General features: G+C 63.9%; 14 protein-coding genes. 13 read left to right on the top strand and 1 reads right to left on the bottom strand.

Translation table 11 applies throughout. From position 1 onward, the window contains the following. The first annotated feature begins 38 nt into the window (after window positions 1-38). From VQ065_RS07465 to VQ065_RS07405, 13 genes are all read left to right on the top strand, one after another. Window positions 39-737 carry a DUF3275 family protein gene (locus VQ065_RS07465; RefSeq protein ID WP_003158623.1) on the top strand — a complete coding sequence of 233 codons (699 nt, stop codon included), beginning with the start codon at window positions 39-41 and terminating at the stop codon, window positions 735-737. A gap of 94 nt (window positions 738-831) precedes the next feature. After that, window positions 832-1233 carry a hypothetical protein gene (locus tag VQ065_RS07460; protein WP_003158624.1) on the top strand — a complete coding sequence of 134 codons (402 nt, stop codon included), beginning with the start codon at window positions 832-834 and terminating at the stop codon, window positions 1231-1233. A gap of 82 nt (window positions 1234-1315) precedes the next feature. Next, on the top strand, window positions 1316-1966 hold the full coding sequence (locus tag VQ065_RS07455; RefSeq protein ID WP_003158625.1) for a hypothetical protein: 651 nt from the start codon (window positions 1316-1318) through the stop codon (window positions 1964-1966). Window positions 1967-2030: 64 nt separating this feature from the next. Next, window positions 2031-3152 carry a DUF6094 domain-containing protein gene (locus VQ065_RS07450; protein ID WP_003158626.1) on the top strand — a complete coding sequence of 374 codons (1122 nt, stop codon included), beginning with the start codon at window positions 2031-2033 and terminating at the stop codon, window positions 3150-3152. 166 nt (window positions 3153-3318) lie between these two features. Continuing rightward, window positions 3319-3564, top strand: a complete 246-nt coding sequence (locus VQ065_RS07445) for a plasmid related protein (protein WP_425311439.1) — start codon at window positions 3319-3321, stop codon at window positions 3562-3564. A 137-nt stretch (window positions 3565-3701) separates the two neighbouring features. After that, window positions 3702-5981, top strand: coding sequence for a helicase-related protein (locus VQ065_RS07440; protein ID WP_003158628.1), 2280 nt, complete (start codon window positions 3702-3704; stop codon window positions 5979-5981). Between the two features lie 233 nt (window positions 5982-6214). Beyond that, a complete protein-coding gene (pilL2, locus tag VQ065_RS07435) occupies window positions 6215-6793 on the top strand; it encodes a PFGI-1 class ICE element type IV pilus protein PilL2 (RefSeq protein ID WP_115747644.1) in 579 nt (192 codons plus the stop codon). Beyond that, window positions 6790-7431, top strand: a complete 642-nt coding sequence (locus VQ065_RS07430) for a hypothetical protein (RefSeq protein WP_003158630.1) — start codon at window positions 6790-6792, stop codon at window positions 7429-7431. The genes pilL2 and VQ065_RS07430 overlap by 4 nt, the downstream gene beginning before the upstream one ends. 14 nt (window positions 7432-7445) lie before the next feature. Further along, the gene (locus VQ065_RS07425) at window positions 7446-8183 is read left to right on the top strand and encodes a TIGR03759 family integrating conjugative element protein (RefSeq protein WP_003158631.1); all 738 of its coding nucleotides are present in this window, start codon (window positions 7446-7448) and stop codon (window positions 8181-8183) included. Then, entirely contained in the window at window positions 8165-8770 is a 606-nt protein-coding gene (locus VQ065_RS07420) for a transglycosylase SLT domain-containing protein (RefSeq protein WP_003158632.1), read from the top strand. The genes VQ065_RS07425 and VQ065_RS07420 overlap by 19 nt, the downstream gene beginning before the upstream one ends. Next, a complete protein-coding gene (locus VQ065_RS07415; RefSeq protein WP_003158633.1) occupies window positions 8767-9315 on the top strand; it encodes an integrating conjugative element protein in 549 nt (182 codons plus the stop codon). Before VQ065_RS07420 ends, VQ065_RS07415 begins: the two co-directional genes overlap by 4 nt. Window positions 9316-9319: 4 nt before the next feature. Then, window positions 9320-11506: a type IV conjugative transfer system coupling protein TraD gene (gene traD, locus VQ065_RS07410; RefSeq protein ID WP_003158634.1), complete on the top strand. Its 2187-nt coding sequence runs from the start codon at window positions 9320-9322 to the stop codon at window positions 11504-11506. Beyond that, entirely contained in the window at window positions 11503-12252 is a 750-nt protein-coding gene (locus VQ065_RS07405) for a TIGR03747 family integrating conjugative element membrane protein (protein ID WP_003158635.1), read from the top strand. Before traD ends, VQ065_RS07405 begins: the two co-directional genes overlap by 4 nt. Here VQ065_RS07405 and VQ065_RS07400 read toward each other — a convergent pair whose 3' ends face one another. Further along, the gene (locus tag VQ065_RS07400) at window positions 12253-13623 is read right to left on the bottom strand and encodes a hypothetical protein (RefSeq protein WP_003158636.1); all 1371 of its coding nucleotides are present in this window, start codon (window positions 13621-13623) and stop codon (window positions 12253-12255) included. It abuts the gene before it with no gap. Window positions 13624-13753 lie beyond the last annotated feature (130 nt).

Raw genomic sequence — 13753 nt, 5'->3', positions numbered from 1 at the left:
GGGCCTTGTCGTTTTCCCAATCGCTAAGGAGAACCATCATGGCAGCCACATCGGCATCCGATAAATCGGTTTCGCCCATTGTCGTCCCCGGCCAACTCACGCTGCGCACCATTCGCGGCAAGAACGGCCCCTTCACCGTCGGTCGCCTCGCCACGCACCTCGGTACGTTCGAGGTCAAGGACCCGGAGCTGGAGCAATACCCCGAAGGCAAGTACGACGGGGAGTTCATCATCAGGTACATCTTCCCGAAGTCCTACCCGGTCGGTGGTGGCATGCGTTTCGAAATCCGCGCCAGTCTGGACGGAATGACGCTCTACGACATCGACAAACTGAGCCGTGACGAGGCACGCAGCTTCGCCACTCAGGACCTCGATCCACTTGATGAAGAGCTGGGCGAACAGCCTGCGGTAACGCCGGCCAAACCAGCCAAACCAGCCAAAACGTCCAGGCCCGCCAAGCCCGCACCTGTGCAGGCATCCGCAGACCCGCTGGTCGATACCACCCCCTTTGGTGTGGATGCGCCGACGCCCGCTACGGCGACTGCCTCCGGCAGTACCGAAGAGGGCGATGCCGCGCTGTTCGGCCTGCTGTGGCCGCTGGATGAGTCCGTGAAACTGGATTCGACCATCGACCGCCGCACCCTGCGCGCGCAGATCGCTCGCTTGAGCGAACTGGGTTATGCGCTGGACTTCAAGACGCAAGAGTGGAGCCGCCAGGCCGAACTGCAACCCGCGTAGTACGGAACGCTGCATCTGCGGTGTTCCTCACCCACCCGCCGGGGGCCTTCCCCTCGGGGGAAGCCTCCGGCTTCATTTCTCCCGGAGGCCTCTCATGGGCTGGTATTTCTCCCCCCAATCGCGGTCTGAACTGATCGCGGAACTGATCACACCGCAAGAGACCGAGCGCACCAGCGTGAAGGTCATCGCCCACGCACTGCGTGGCAACGTCCTCTGGTCTGTTACGCAAGTGACGGCCAAAGCCGACGGCGTACATCGTGATCTCGCGCCAGGTCAGTCCCTGCGCTATATCCGCTGCGATCTGCTGCAACGCAGCGGCGGCCAGTGGGGCTACAAGCCGCTGGACGAATCCATGCACCCGTACTACTACTCGTGCCCGCTGTCCTATCTGGATCTCGCACCGGAGCAATCCGCCGACTGGCGTGCAGGCGTTCGCGCCTACCACGCGCAGAGGCGCATACCCAAAGCAGCCCCGGCTACGACGCTGACGGCCTGAGCCAGGGCGTTTGCCCTACCACCCCAAGGGGCAGCACTTGCCCCAGCGGCGCTGCTGTTCCCGCTTATCCGAGGACACCACTATGCCCGCAAACCCTTCTTCCACCACGCTGTATCGCATCGACGAATGCCCGGACGTGATGGCCGACGCTTGCGTCGGCGATGACCAGGGCAATCTGATCTTCCTGTCGATCTGGGCGCGGGACACCGCCGTCCAGCAGTTCCTTGCTCGCCTGACCCTCGGGCGTGACGAGCAAGGCCTGGAGCAGTTCCACGTCATCACCGACCAGGGCGGCAGCGTCCCGGTGTTCGTCGGCAACGTCGATCGCCTGGAAAAGCGCATGACCCGCGCCTACCGGCGAACGCTGTTCGGTTCGCTGTCCAACGTGTGGCTGTTCGATCGGCGCTGCGTCAAGCCCGACAAGGCCAACGCCAGCGCACTGGCATTGCTGCCCCGCGATAGCGACCACCGGCTTGACCGCCTGTGGACGTTGGTGCAGGACACCTGCCCACTGCCATTGCTCGACCACTGGCGCGAAACCGTGCTGGAACTGCTGCAAAGCCGCGAGATGCTGACCCGCCTGCCGTTCGCCCTCGGGCCTTTGGTGGGCCATCGGCTCGCCATCGACGTGCCGGCGCTGACCCAGGCGCTCGGCTCGCTGATCCGCAGTGACGTGCTCACCGCCTATCCCTATCCGGCCAAGATTTGGACGCCGGAAACGGTAGCGGCTTGACCCACCTGCGCAGGCACGCCAAGGCGTGCCTGCGCCAATCATCCCCGCCAACCAGGAGACTTCCATGGCTCTCATGTTCCCGCGGCTCGCCCGCAATTTCGTGAAAAACGGGTACTTCCCGACCGACGAACCCACGCTCGAAAGAGCGCTCAACGCATTGATGCCCAGTAACTCTGAATCCAATGGGCCGATGTGCATCCTCGATCCCTGCGCCGGCGAAGGCGTGGCAATCGCTGAAGCGGCTCATGCCCTGGGGCGCGAGCATGCCAAGGCGTTCGCCGTCGAGTTCGACGCAGAGCGGGCGCGCCATGCCCGTGGTCTGGTCGATCACTGTCTGCACGCGGACCTGATGGACACGATGATCTCCAAGCAGTCCTTCGGTCTGCTCTGGCTCAATCCGCCGTATGGCGACCTGTCCAAGGACGTCAACGGCAACATTGGCTATCAAGGTCAGGGCCGAGCCCGCCTCGAAAAGCTGTTCTACCAGCGCACGCTGCCCCTGTTGCAGTACGGCGGCGTGCTGGTCTTCATCGTCCCCGGCTACGTGCTCGATGCCGAGCTGGTCGGCTGGCTGACACGCCACTACACCGACCTGCGGATCTATCGAGCGGTGGAAACGCAGTTTAAGCAGGTGGTGATCTTCGGGCGACGGGTGCGTCAGCGTGAGCAGACACCCGATGCCGTCAAGGCCGTGCGCAGTCTGTTGCTGCAGATTGGGCTTGGCGAAATCGAAGCCGAGGAGCTGCCGAGCGAATGGCCGTTCCTGCCGTACATCGTCCCCGCCAGCCCGGCGGAGCCGGGGCATTTCTTCCGCGTGACGATGGAGCCGGAGCAGTTCGCCGATGAGGTTGGCAGACTGCAAGGCCTCTGGCCGTCGCGGGATACGCAGTTGGGGGCCGCGCAGCAGACGCTACGTCCACCGGCGCGGGCCTTGTCCCACTGGCATCTCGCCCTGGCTCTGGCCGCAGGCGCGATCTCGGGAGTCGTGCAATCCAAGACGGGGCGCGTGCTCGTCGTCAAAGGTGACACCCACAAGGACAAGACGCTCCAGCGGGAATTCACCGAGCGCGAAGACGGCTCGATCGCCGAGACGCGCATCCTCACCGACAAGTTTGTTCCCGTCATCCGCGCGTGGGACATGACGCCTGATTCCCCGACACGGGGCGAGGTGTTGACCATTCGCTGATTGTTTTTCACCGCCGACGGTTCGCCGTCGATTTTTCCACCTACCGGGGTCCAGTCGCCCCGATGGGGTGCCGTGGCCCCTCCATATCCAGGAGCCTTCCATGGCAGCCCAAGCACTTTCCATCAGCCAAACACCGAGCCTGCGCTTCTCGCCAGGCCAGGTGGTCATGACCTGCGGCGTCGATGACCTGGTCCGACAGGGCCGGCTCAACCCGACTCCCTACCTGCGTCGCCACCTCGGCGGCGATTGGGGCGACCTCGACGACAGCGACAGGCGGCAGAACGATGCCGCGCTGAAGTCCGGCGAGGATCGTCTGTTTTCTTCTTACGAGGTCACACCCGGCCTGAAGATTTGGATCATCACCGAATGGGATCGCAGCGTCACCACGCTGTTGCTGCCCAACGAGTACTGACCGCGAGTTGTCACCGCAGGCCAAGGAGTGCCTGTACTGTCCAACCACCGACGGTTCGCCGTCTCTCTTCCCACCACGGGGCATGTCATCGCCCCGCTGGGGTGGTGCATGCCCCATTCTTTTTATGGAGCATCACCATGCCCGTTGATCTCGACACCACCGCCAGCAATGCAGCGCCCGTACCGGGCGAACTGCTCGAAGCGGAATCATCCCCTCTGACCCTGAGCCTTCAGGATTTTGTCGGCGAGTTCGGCGACGAACTGCTTGATTCTCTCAACCGCGCCAACCCGCCGGTCTATACCGGCCAAGCGCAAGCACAGCGGCAACTCGTCGTTGCCAGCCTCAAGCGCAAGCTGTTCCAGGCCCAGGCCGACGTTGTCCATGCTGCCGCCGAGCTGCTGGTCGATCAAGGCGAACGCGCTGCGATCGTCAATGGCGAAATGGGCTGCGGCAAAACGACCGTCGGCATCGCCACGGCCGCGGTGCTCAACGCCGAAGGCTACCGCCGCACGCTGGTACTTTCGCCTCCCCACCTGGTCTACAAGTGGCGGCGCGAGATCCAGGAGACGGTGGCCGGCGCCAAGGTCTGGGTGCTCAATGGCCCGGATACGCTGGTCAAGCTCATCAAGCTGCGCGAGCAGTTGGGTGTGCAGCCCACGGGCCAGGAGTTTTTCGTCCTGGGGCGCGTGCGGATGCGGATGGGGTTCCACTGGAAGCCGGTCTTCACCCAGCGGCGCACCCGCCACGGCGACGTGGCAGCATGCCCGAACTGCGGCACGGTCATTACGGACCTCGACGGCGAACCGGTCAACCCGATCTCGCTCGAAGCCGAGGAGTCCCGCAGGAAGTGCAGCCACTGCGCCGCGCCCCTGTGGACGCTGATCCGCCCGCGTAGTCTGTCCGGCAGTGACCAGTCCTCTGTCGTCCTCAAAGCCTTGAAGCGCATCCCGACCATCGGGGAAGTCACCGCGCAGAAGTTGATGCAGAAGTTTGGTGACGGCTTCCTGGCCTCGATGCTGGGTGACAACATCCACGAGTTCATCAACCTGATGGACGGCAATGGCGAGCTGGTGTTTTCCGACCGTCAGGCCACGCGCATGGAACGTGCGATGGCCAACATGGAGTTTGGCTTTGGCGAGGGCGGCTACCAACCGTCCGAGTTCATCAAACGCTACCTGCCGCAAGGCACGTTCGACCTGCTCATCGCCGACGAGGCGCACGAGTACAAGAACGGTGGCAGTGCCCAGGGCCAGGCCATGGGCGTGCTGGCGGCGAAGGCTCGCAAGACCTTGCTGCTGACCGGCACGCTGATGGGCGGCTACGGCGATGATCTGTTCTACCTGCTGTTCCGGGCACTGCCAGGGCGGATGATCGAAGACGGCTACCGCCCGACCACGAGCGGCAGCATGACCTCGGCTGCGATGGCGTTCATGCGCGATCACGGCGTCCTCAAGGACATCTACTCCGAGAGCGCCGGCACGGCGCACAAGACGGCCAAGGGCACCAAGGTATCGGTGCGCACGGTCAAGGCTCCCGGCTTCGGCCCGAAAGGGGTCTTGCGTTGCATCCTGCCGTTCACCATATTTCTCAAGCTCAAGGACATCGGTGGCAACGTCCTGCCACCGTATGACGAGGAGTTTCGTGAAGTCCAGATGGACGTGGCGCAAGCTGCGGCCTACCGCGATTTGGCGGGTCGGCTGACCGCAGAGCTGAAACAGGCTCTGGCGCGACGCGATACGACCTTGCTGGGGGTGGTGCTCAACGTGCTGCTGGCCTGGCCGGATTGCTGCTTCCGGTCGGAGACCGTGGTGCATCCACGCACGCGCAACACCTTGGCGTTTGTCCCGGCTCAGTTCAATGAGTTCGAGATCAGCCCCAAGGAGCGTGAGCTGATCGAGATCTGCAGGCAGGAGAAGACACAGGGCCGCAAGGTTCTGGCCTACACGGTCTATACCGGCACGCGCGATACCACGTCGCGCCTGAAGGGGCTGCTGGAGCAGGAAGGCTTCAAGGTGGCGGTGCTGCGCGCAAGCGTGGATGCCAGCCGCAGAGAAGACTGGATCGCCGAGCAACTGGACCGTGGCATCGACGTGCTCGTCACCAATCCCGAGCTGGTCAAGACGGGGCTGGACCTGCTGGAGTTCCCGACGATTGTGTTCATGCAAAGTGGCTACAACGTGTACTCGCTCCAACAGGCAGCACGCCGCTCCTGGCGCATCGGGCAGAAGCAACCCGTGCGCGTGATCTACCTCGGCTATGCCGGTTCCTCGCAGATGACCTGCCTGGAACTGATGGCCAAGAAGATCATGGTCTCGCAGTCCACCTCGGGCGATGTGCCCGAATCGGGGCTGGATGTCCTGAACCAGGACGGTGATTCCGTCGAAGTGGCGCTGGCCCGGCAATTGGTCACCGCCTGATTTCCACGCCACAAGCCGGCCTAGCGCCGCCGGCTTTCTGTTCTTCCCACCTTGCAGCCCCGTCCGCGTTCTTCGTGGGCGGGGCTGCGTTTTTCTCTCATTCCAAAGTGTTCCCGTGAAGGCCGAGCGCTTGCCCAAGGCAGCAAACCGGGCACCACCCAGTTCGCATTCCTGGCTGACCGCACGGCATCGCGCCGCCAATGTATCGGCATCGCAACAGAAGAGCCGATGCCATGCCCGCCATCCATGTATCCCGGCGTCTGGTCGGCGCTGGTCTCCTGGCCGCTGCCCTGGCCAGCGGCTGCGCCACCACGACCGCGCCACTGGCACCAGACGCCATAGAGGAAATCGCCTCCGTTCCCCAACCCGAGGCACCCGAGTTCATTCCCGTCGTGCGCTATGGCCGCTACACGCTGGTTGAGCTGGCACCCTCGGCAGCGCAGCGTGACTTGCTGTTGCAGACCATCGATGTGTCCATGCCGGAGGATGCCCGTGCCACGGTGGGCGATGGCCTGCGGCATGTGCTCAAACGCAGTGGTTACCAGCTTTGCGAGATGGCCCACGCCGTGACCGAGTTGTATGCGCTGCCGCTGCCGGCGGCGCACCTGCATCTTGGCCCCATGACCTTGCGCGATGCGCTGCTTACCCTGGCTGGCCCGGCCTGGGAACTGCACGCGAATGACCGGGCACGGCAGATTTGCTTTGAGCAGGCTGGAGGCAGTGCGACCGCCGAGCACGAACACGAACCGCCTGCTGCCGAGGCGGTGCAGACGTTTCTGCTGATGCCTTCGGTTTCGGGAGGCCAGCCATGAATGCCGCGCAGTCTCCCCGTCGCCCGATCACCGCCATGATGTTGCAGAGCCTGATGTGGCTCTGGCTGATCGGCCTCAGCGTTTTCGTCGCTCTCGGCTACCAGGCGGTGAACGAGCAGGTCGACCAGGAGCTGCTTAATTCCCGCCTGCAACGTCTCGAAGCGCAGGCGGTAGGTCTGGCCGAGGCCATTGAGGCCATCCAGCAGCGTCCAACCGTCGCAACGGCGGCAGACCTTAAAGACACCCGCGAACTCCTGGAAGCACGCGCTGCCCAGGTCGAGACAACGCTGAGCGGCTATGCCGCTGCTGACGACCTTCAGGCGCTGCGCACGGAGGTCGAGCAAATCAAGACGCGCCAGACCGTTGCGCGCACCGCAGCACCCGCTCAGCCGCGCACACCGCGCAGGCCTAACGCCAAGCCGGAACCGCTGCCACTGCCGTTCCGCATCGTCGGCGCCGAACTTCGCGCCGGCCAGCGCAGCCTGTCCGTCGCGCCGAGCAGCGGGGACTTCACGCCCGACCAGCTTGAGGTACTGCTGCCCGGCGATTCGCTCGGCCCATGGCGCTTTCAGGCGGTCGAGGGCAACTCCGCCGTGTTTCAGGCCGGCGACCAGACCCGTCGCGTGGCGATCCCTTGAGCTGAGGACATGACATGAAGCCTGCCATTATCCTTTCCGCGCTTCTGCTGGTGTCTGCCCAGTTGTCCGCTTGGGCGCAGCAACCGACCACGGCCCCCGCCGGCAATGCCCAGAGCCAGGAGCGTCCGCTGGTCACTCGCGCCTTGGACGACCGGGTGGCAAGCGACTGGGGCTTGCAACCGCAGGAGTGGGCGCGCTATCGCGAACTGATGGATGGGCCGCTGGGTATCTACTCACCCAACCTGGACCCGCTGTCCGCCCTGGGCATCGAGGCGCGCACCGACGAGGAACGGCTCCGCTACGCAGAGCTGCAGGTACAGATCGAGGCACGCCGTGTCGAGAAGCTGCTCGCCTACCAGCGTGCCTACGACGAGGCCTGGCAGCGCCTGAATCCCGGCATGCAGCGGGTGAACCTGCCTGACGACAAGCCCGACACCGGCACAAGCGCCAATCCCTTGCGCGGTTCAGGCCGCACGGCAGTGTTCATCAAGGACGGCTGCGCGGCCTGCGGGCAGCTCGTGCAGCGCCTGCAATCCTCTGGTACCGAGTTCGACCTGTACATGGTCGGCAGCCGCCAGGACGACACACGTATCCGCGACTGGGCCAAGCGGGCGAACGTCGATCCGGCGCGCGTGCGCAGCGGTGGCATCACGCTCAACCATGATGGCGGGCGGTGGCTGTCGCTGAGCTTGCCCGGAGACCTTCCTGCGGTCGTGCGCGAGGTGAACGGTCAATGGCAGCGCCAGCCATAGTGGCCACCTCCGTTTCGCAGTGCTTGCGCGCACTGGTGATCGCGGCGGGCCTGTGCGCCTGCGCCGCCCATGCCCAGGAGCTTCCGCCACCGGCTTACCAGCTTGCCGCACAGCGCGCAGGCATCCCCTCGACGGTGCTCTACGCCGTAGCCTTGCAAGAGAGCGGCATCCGACGCAATGGACGCATCGTCCCGTGGCCGTGGTCGCTCAACGTCGCTGGCCAGTCGCGTCGTTACGCAACACGCGCCGACGCCTGCGCCGGTTTGCAGCAGGCGATGCGCGCCACGCCGCACACGCGCATCGACGCGGGCCTTGGCCAGATCAACCTCGGCTACCACCAACAGCGCTACGCCAGCGCGTGCGACCTGCTCGACCCGTACCGCAATCTTTCCATCGCCGCTGAAATCCTGAAAGAGCAGCACACCACTGGCGAGGACTGGTTGCTGGCAATCGGTCGCTACCACCGTCCTGCGGGCGGAGAACCTGCCGCCCGTTACAGGCGGAGCGTGTCGCGCCACCTTGCCCGTGTGCAGGGCACGCACCCAACCACCGCGGCCCTCGCTGCGCGCCAGGAGACATCCCCATGACGAACCTCCCTCTGAGCAACTTCACGCTGAAGGGTCTGCTCGTGCTGCTGGCGGCTCTGCCGCTGGCCTCGCGTGCCGGCGAGCCGCTGATCGTGGTCGAAGACCGTGGCGGCGCGTCGGCGCTGCCGTACTACGAGGCTCTGAACCTTCAGCCGCGCGCCGATGCGCCGGCCCGACCGCCCATCCCAATGCTCCCGGTGCCCGCCACGCCCATGGACGAGGCCGCGATGTTGCCGGTGCGCAGTGCCAAGCTCACACCTGGCACCGTCGCGCGGCGGGTGATAGAGGCGCCGGGCCTGCGGCCCTTTGTGGTCATCGGCGACGACGAGGCGTCCCGCGCCTGGCTTCGTCGTCAGGCGGCCTCGCTGCGCCAGCGCGGCGCGGTGGGCCTGGTGGTTAACGTCGAGACCGTGCAGGGCCTGGCACGGCTGCGCGCCCTGGTGCCGGGCGTAGCCCTCGCGCCTGTGGCCGGTGACGACCTGGCCGAGCGCCTGGCTCTGCGACATTACCCGGTGCTGATCACAGCCACCGGCATCGAGCAATGAAGCCATGTCGGGGAAACAGCCGGTCGAGGTTTTGCTGCGCCCAGCGGTGGAGTTCTATACCGTCGCGGCGTGTGCAGGCGCCGCGTTTCTGTCCCTGGTGGCCCCGTGGTCGCTCGCGCTGAGTCCGGCCATGGGCGTCGGCAGTGCGCTGGCGTTCTGCGCCTACGGTGCCATCCGCTACCGCGATGCCCGCGTCATCCTGCGCTACCGGCGCAACATTCGCCGCTTGCCGCGCTACGTGATGACCAGCAAGGACGTACCGGTCAGCCAGCAGCGTCTGTTCGTGGGGCGCGGGTTTCTGTGGGAGCAGAAACACACCCATCGGCTCATGCAGACGTACCGACCGGAATTTCGCCGCTACGTCGAGTTGACGCCGGCCTACCGGCTGGCGCGCAGGCTGGAGGAACGGCTGGAGTTCGCGCCGTTCCCGCTGTCTCGGCTGCCCGCGCTCACGGGCTGGGATGTGTCTTTCAACCCGGTGCGCCCGCTGCCGCCTGTGGGCGGCCTGCCGCGCCTGCACGGCATCGAACCCGATGAGGTGGACGTCAGCCTGCCGCTGGGTGAGCGCGTCGGGCATTCGCTGGTGCTGGGCACCACGCGCGTGGGCAAGACGCGGTTGGCCGAGTTGTTTGTGACCCAGGACATTCGGCGCAAGAACGCCGACGGCGAGCACGAGGTCGTCATCGTCATAGACCCCAAGGGCGATGCCGATCTTTTGAAGCGGGTGTACGTCGAGGCCAAACGCGCGGGTCGTGAGGGTGAGTTCTATGTCTTCCATTTGGGCTGGCCCGACATTTCCGCGCGCTACAACGCTGTGGGCCGCTTTGGGCGCATCAGCGAGGTGGCCACCCGTGTTGCAGGGCAGCTCTCCGGGGAAGGCAACAGCGCGGCATTTCGCGAGTTTGCGTGGCGCTTCGTCAATATCATCGCCCGCGCCCTGGTGGAACTGGGCCAGCGCCCGGACTACATGCTGATCCAGCGCCACGTCATCAACATCGACGCGCTGTTCATCGAGTACGCCCAGCACTACTTCGCCAAGACCGAGCCCAAGGCCTGGGAGGTGATCGTCCAGATCGAGGCCAAGCTCAACGAGAAGAACATCCCGCGCAACATGATTGGGCGCGAGAAGCGCGTGGTGGCGCTGGAGCAGTACCTCTCCCAGGCCCGTAACTATGACCCGGTGCTCGACGGCCTGCGCTCGGCGGTTCGCTACGACAAGACGTATTTCGACAAGATCGTCGCATCGCTGCTGCCGCTGCTGGAGAAACTCACCAGCGGGAAGATTTCCCAGCTTCTGGCGCCGAACTATTCCGACCTGGCCGACCCCCGCCCGATCTTCGATTGGATGCAGGTCATCCGAAAGCGCGCCGTCGTCTATGTGGGCCTGGACGCGCTATCCGATGCCGAGGTCGCCGCAGCGGTCGGCAACTCGATGTTCAGCGATCTCGTTTCGGTGGCAGGCCATATCTACAAGCACGGGATCGATGACGGCCTGCCGGGCGCATCGGCTGGCACGCGCGTGCCGATCAACGTCCACGCGGATGAATTCAATGAACTCATGGGTGACGAGTTCGTGCCGCTGATCAACAAAGGCGGCGGCGCCGGTCTGCAAGTCACCGCGTACACCCAGACCCTTTCGGACATCGAGGCTCGCATCGGCAACCGCGCGAAGGCCGGTCAGGTGATCGGCAACTTCAACAACCTGTTCATGCTGCGCGTGCGCGAGACGGCCACCGCTGAACTGCTGACCCGGCAATTGCCGAAGGTCGAGGTCTATACGACCACCATCGTCTCCGGCGCGACCGACAGCTCCGACATCCGCGGGGCGACGGATTTCACCAGCAACACGCAGGACCGCATCAGCATGTCCAGCGTGCCGATGATCGAGCCGTCGCACGTCGTCGCCTTACCCAAGGGTCAGTGTTTCGCGTTGTTGCAGGGCGGCCAGCTTTGGAAGGTTCGCATGCCGCTGCCGGCACCGGACCCCGATGAGGTCATGCCGCAGGATCTGCAACAACTCGCGGGCTACATGCGCCAGAGCTACAGTGAGGCCACGCAGTGGTGGGAGTTCACCAGTTCCCCGGTCTTGCAGGACACGGCCTTGCCCGATGACCTGCTCGATGAGGTGGCCACCGCCGACGCTCCTGCCTCCGGCACGGGCGATATGGCCAGAGACGAGGCCGCACCATGAGCGATGCCGCCGGCACCACACGAAGGGAGCAAGGCCGCCGCCAGGGTCTGGTCATCGGCACGATCACGCTGCCTTTTCGGCTGCTTGGGGTACTGATCGGCTCGCTGCTGTTCTCCATCGTCATGGAGTGCGTGGGCATGCACTTGTTCTGGAAGGATCAAAGCTGGCGGCACTCCCAGCAGATGCTGCAGTACGAGCTGGGGCACCTGTCTAGCCATTTCACGCGCAGCGTGATCGTGCAGGAGCCGGGGCGCACAGCGCACGAGTTGGTAGATACCGGCTACGAATGGGTGTTCGTGCGTTCGGGGCTGCTGGAGCGCATGAGCCAGACCGCCGAGCGCGCCCGTGCGTCGAGCCAGGGCCAGACGCGCAACTTCCGCTATTTCATCAGCCAAGTCTATGTTTGGACCGAGAGCTACCTGATTGCGGCAGCGTTCACGACGCTGACCTTTCTCGTGCGTCTGTTGGTCCTGGTGCTCACCCTGCCACTGATCTTCACGGCGGCATTCGTAGGTCTGATCGATGGCCTGGTGCGCCGTGACGTGCGGCGCTTCGGCGCGGGCCGGGAATCCGGCTTCATCTACCACCGCGCAAAGGCGAGCCTGATGCCGCTGGCCGTGCTGCCTTGGGTGACGTACCTGGCGCTGCCGGTATCGGTGCATCCGCTGCTGATCCTGCTGCCGAGCACCGCCTTGCTTGGACTGGGTATATCCCTGACTGCGGGGAGCTTCAAAAAGTACCTCTAGCTATATTGTGCTGAACGCCCCGTCATCATCTGGACCACCATAACGCTGTAGTCGCACTGCGCACTCAATCAATACGATCCGTGCGAGGTAGGCTGCATACTGCCGCTCTGCCGCGAATGATTCCAGTCTGTCGTAGTGCGTGCCATGCAGTATCTGCGATCGACCATGGTCATAGATGTCCTTGACCAATTGCTTCAGCGTGCGAGGACGGTTGCCTCGTATTACCTGCGTGTCGTCACTCGTTCCGGTCAGATGCACGACCATTTTACAGATACCGCCGTTCCTGCCGCCGCAGCTCAGTACATCCAGGCAGGTTCCGAGCTTCGCCAACGCTATAGCATCGCTTAACTCACGGTTTCCTTCGCCGAACCAATCCAGCGCAGTAGCCCATCGATTGGCAAGCTTGGGATGCGGGTGACTCGATGGATCAAGCAGCCCATCAAGGATCGCCGCGAATGCCGGAAGAATAGATGTCATGTCATCCAACGCTTGCCTTACTCGTTCAGGAGGTTGCGAAGGAATCCGCTTCCCGAGCGAGCTTCCAGGCAACCACAGAAACCCTTTGGTTTCGACCAGGCGATCGCTACCCGCAGGCGGTAGGCGCTCGTCTTGAAGCGCCTGTTGCAGGAAGCACTCGGGGGCTCCAAAGCCCAGAGAGATAGCGTCAAGCGCTGTCTTGCCAACCAATCTCGCCAGCTTGCGTGAGAATTCACGCTCATAGCCACGGACTGTTACCTTGACCAAGGCTGGACATCCGACTATCGCACTGTAGACGGCGTTGGCCAGCCCTTCGATGGAGGAGCCATCATTGGCCTTCTGCAAGGCATCCTTGAGAATTTCCTTCCAGCGGTGGTTCGCCTCTGGTTGGTTCAGATAGTGATCCTTTCCCTGCTGAGGGAAATCTACAGAATCTATCCAGTCCGACCTATTCAAGAATGTCACCGGGCCGAGGGAGAACGGAGACTTCCTCTCCATGCCCAGGGTCCAGGCAGGGAAATAGTGCGTGTGTTCGTTGGTGATGCTTGCGAGTCGTTCCTCGATAAGCAATTTCAGTTTGGGAAGCAGCCCGCCCTGATCGCATTCATCAAACCCCGAAAGCTCACCCGAGGCGTGCATATCGGCAACGGCTTGGCGGGCAATTTTCTGAAAGGCCTCGGGTTCGATCTTCACTGAGTTCAGAGTCCGATTCTGATGGAGGGTGCTGGAGAACTGCCCAAGCGCCTCTCTTGCCTTCTTGGTGAAGTACCGCTGCATACCGTTCTCAGCGGTGATGAAATCAGGAATGCCGGCCTCTTCGGACCATGGAGTGGCCCCCTTGTGCACGCGATCTAACTCATCCACCAGAGCTTTCAGCTCGGTCTTTAGCCCCATAAATTCCTCCTCGATCTACTTCTGACCGCAGGATAGCCCAGGCTGACACCAACAGCCTCGGCATCCATCAATCCGGTCATCCGCGGGTTCCTATTGTTTGCGGCCTAAAGCAGCCCTGATCTCCACGATC

Origin of the sequence: Pseudomonas sp. KBN10P06128 (genome assembly GCF_037574945.1) — a bacterium.
Lineage (GTDB): Bacteria > Pseudomonadota > Gammaproteobacteria > Pseudomonadales > Pseudomonadaceae > Pseudomonas > Pseudomonas aeruginosa.
This window is presented reverse-complemented; position numbering and strand designations above follow the sequence as displayed.

What these genes read in the sequence shown, in the direction of transcription:
- VQ065_RS07400 (WP_003158636.1), bottom strand. Translation starts at nt 13,623, where the DNA reads ATGGGGCTAAAGACCGAGCTGAAAGCTCTGGTGGATGAGTTAGATCGC.
- VQ065_RS07420 (WP_003158632.1), top strand. Translation starts at nt 8,165, where the DNA reads ATGGCAGCGCCAGCCATAGTGGCCACCTCCGTTTCGCAGTGCTTGCGC.
- VQ065_RS07440 (WP_003158628.1), top strand. Translation starts at nt 3,702, where the DNA reads ATGCCCGTTGATCTCGACACCACCGCCAGCAATGCAGCGCCCGTACCG.
- VQ065_RS07465 (WP_003158623.1), top strand. Translation starts at nt 39, where the DNA reads ATGGCAGCCACATCGGCATCCGATAAATCGGTTTCGCCCATTGTCGTC.
- pilL2 (WP_115747644.1), top strand. Translation starts at nt 6,215, where the DNA reads ATGCCCGCCATCCATGTATCCCGGCGTCTGGTCGGCGCTGGTCTCCTG.
- VQ065_RS07445 (WP_425311439.1), top strand. Translation starts at nt 3,319, where the DNA reads ATGACCTGCGGCGTCGATGACCTGGTCCGACAGGGCCGGCTCAACCCG.
- traD (WP_003158634.1), top strand. Translation starts at nt 9,320, where the DNA reads ATGTCGGGGAAACAGCCGGTCGAGGTTTTGCTGCGCCCAGCGGTGGAG.
- VQ065_RS07425 (WP_003158631.1), top strand. Translation starts at nt 7,446, where the DNA reads ATGAAGCCTGCCATTATCCTTTCCGCGCTTCTGCTGGTGTCTGCCCAG.
- VQ065_RS07450 (WP_003158626.1), top strand. Translation starts at nt 2,031, where the DNA reads ATGGCTCTCATGTTCCCGCGGCTCGCCCGCAATTTCGTGAAAAACGGG.
- VQ065_RS07415 (WP_003158633.1), top strand. Translation starts at nt 8,767, where the DNA reads ATGACGAACCTCCCTCTGAGCAACTTCACGCTGAAGGGTCTGCTCGTG.
- VQ065_RS07405 (WP_003158635.1), top strand. Translation starts at nt 11,503, where the DNA reads ATGAGCGATGCCGCCGGCACCACACGAAGGGAGCAAGGCCGCCGCCAG.
- VQ065_RS07455 (WP_003158625.1), top strand. Translation starts at nt 1,316, where the DNA reads ATGCCCGCAAACCCTTCTTCCACCACGCTGTATCGCATCGACGAATGC.
- VQ065_RS07430 (WP_003158630.1), top strand. Translation starts at nt 6,790, where the DNA reads ATGAATGCCGCGCAGTCTCCCCGTCGCCCGATCACCGCCATGATGTTG.
- VQ065_RS07460 (WP_003158624.1), top strand. Translation starts at nt 832, where the DNA reads ATGGGCTGGTATTTCTCCCCCCAATCGCGGTCTGAACTGATCGCGGAA.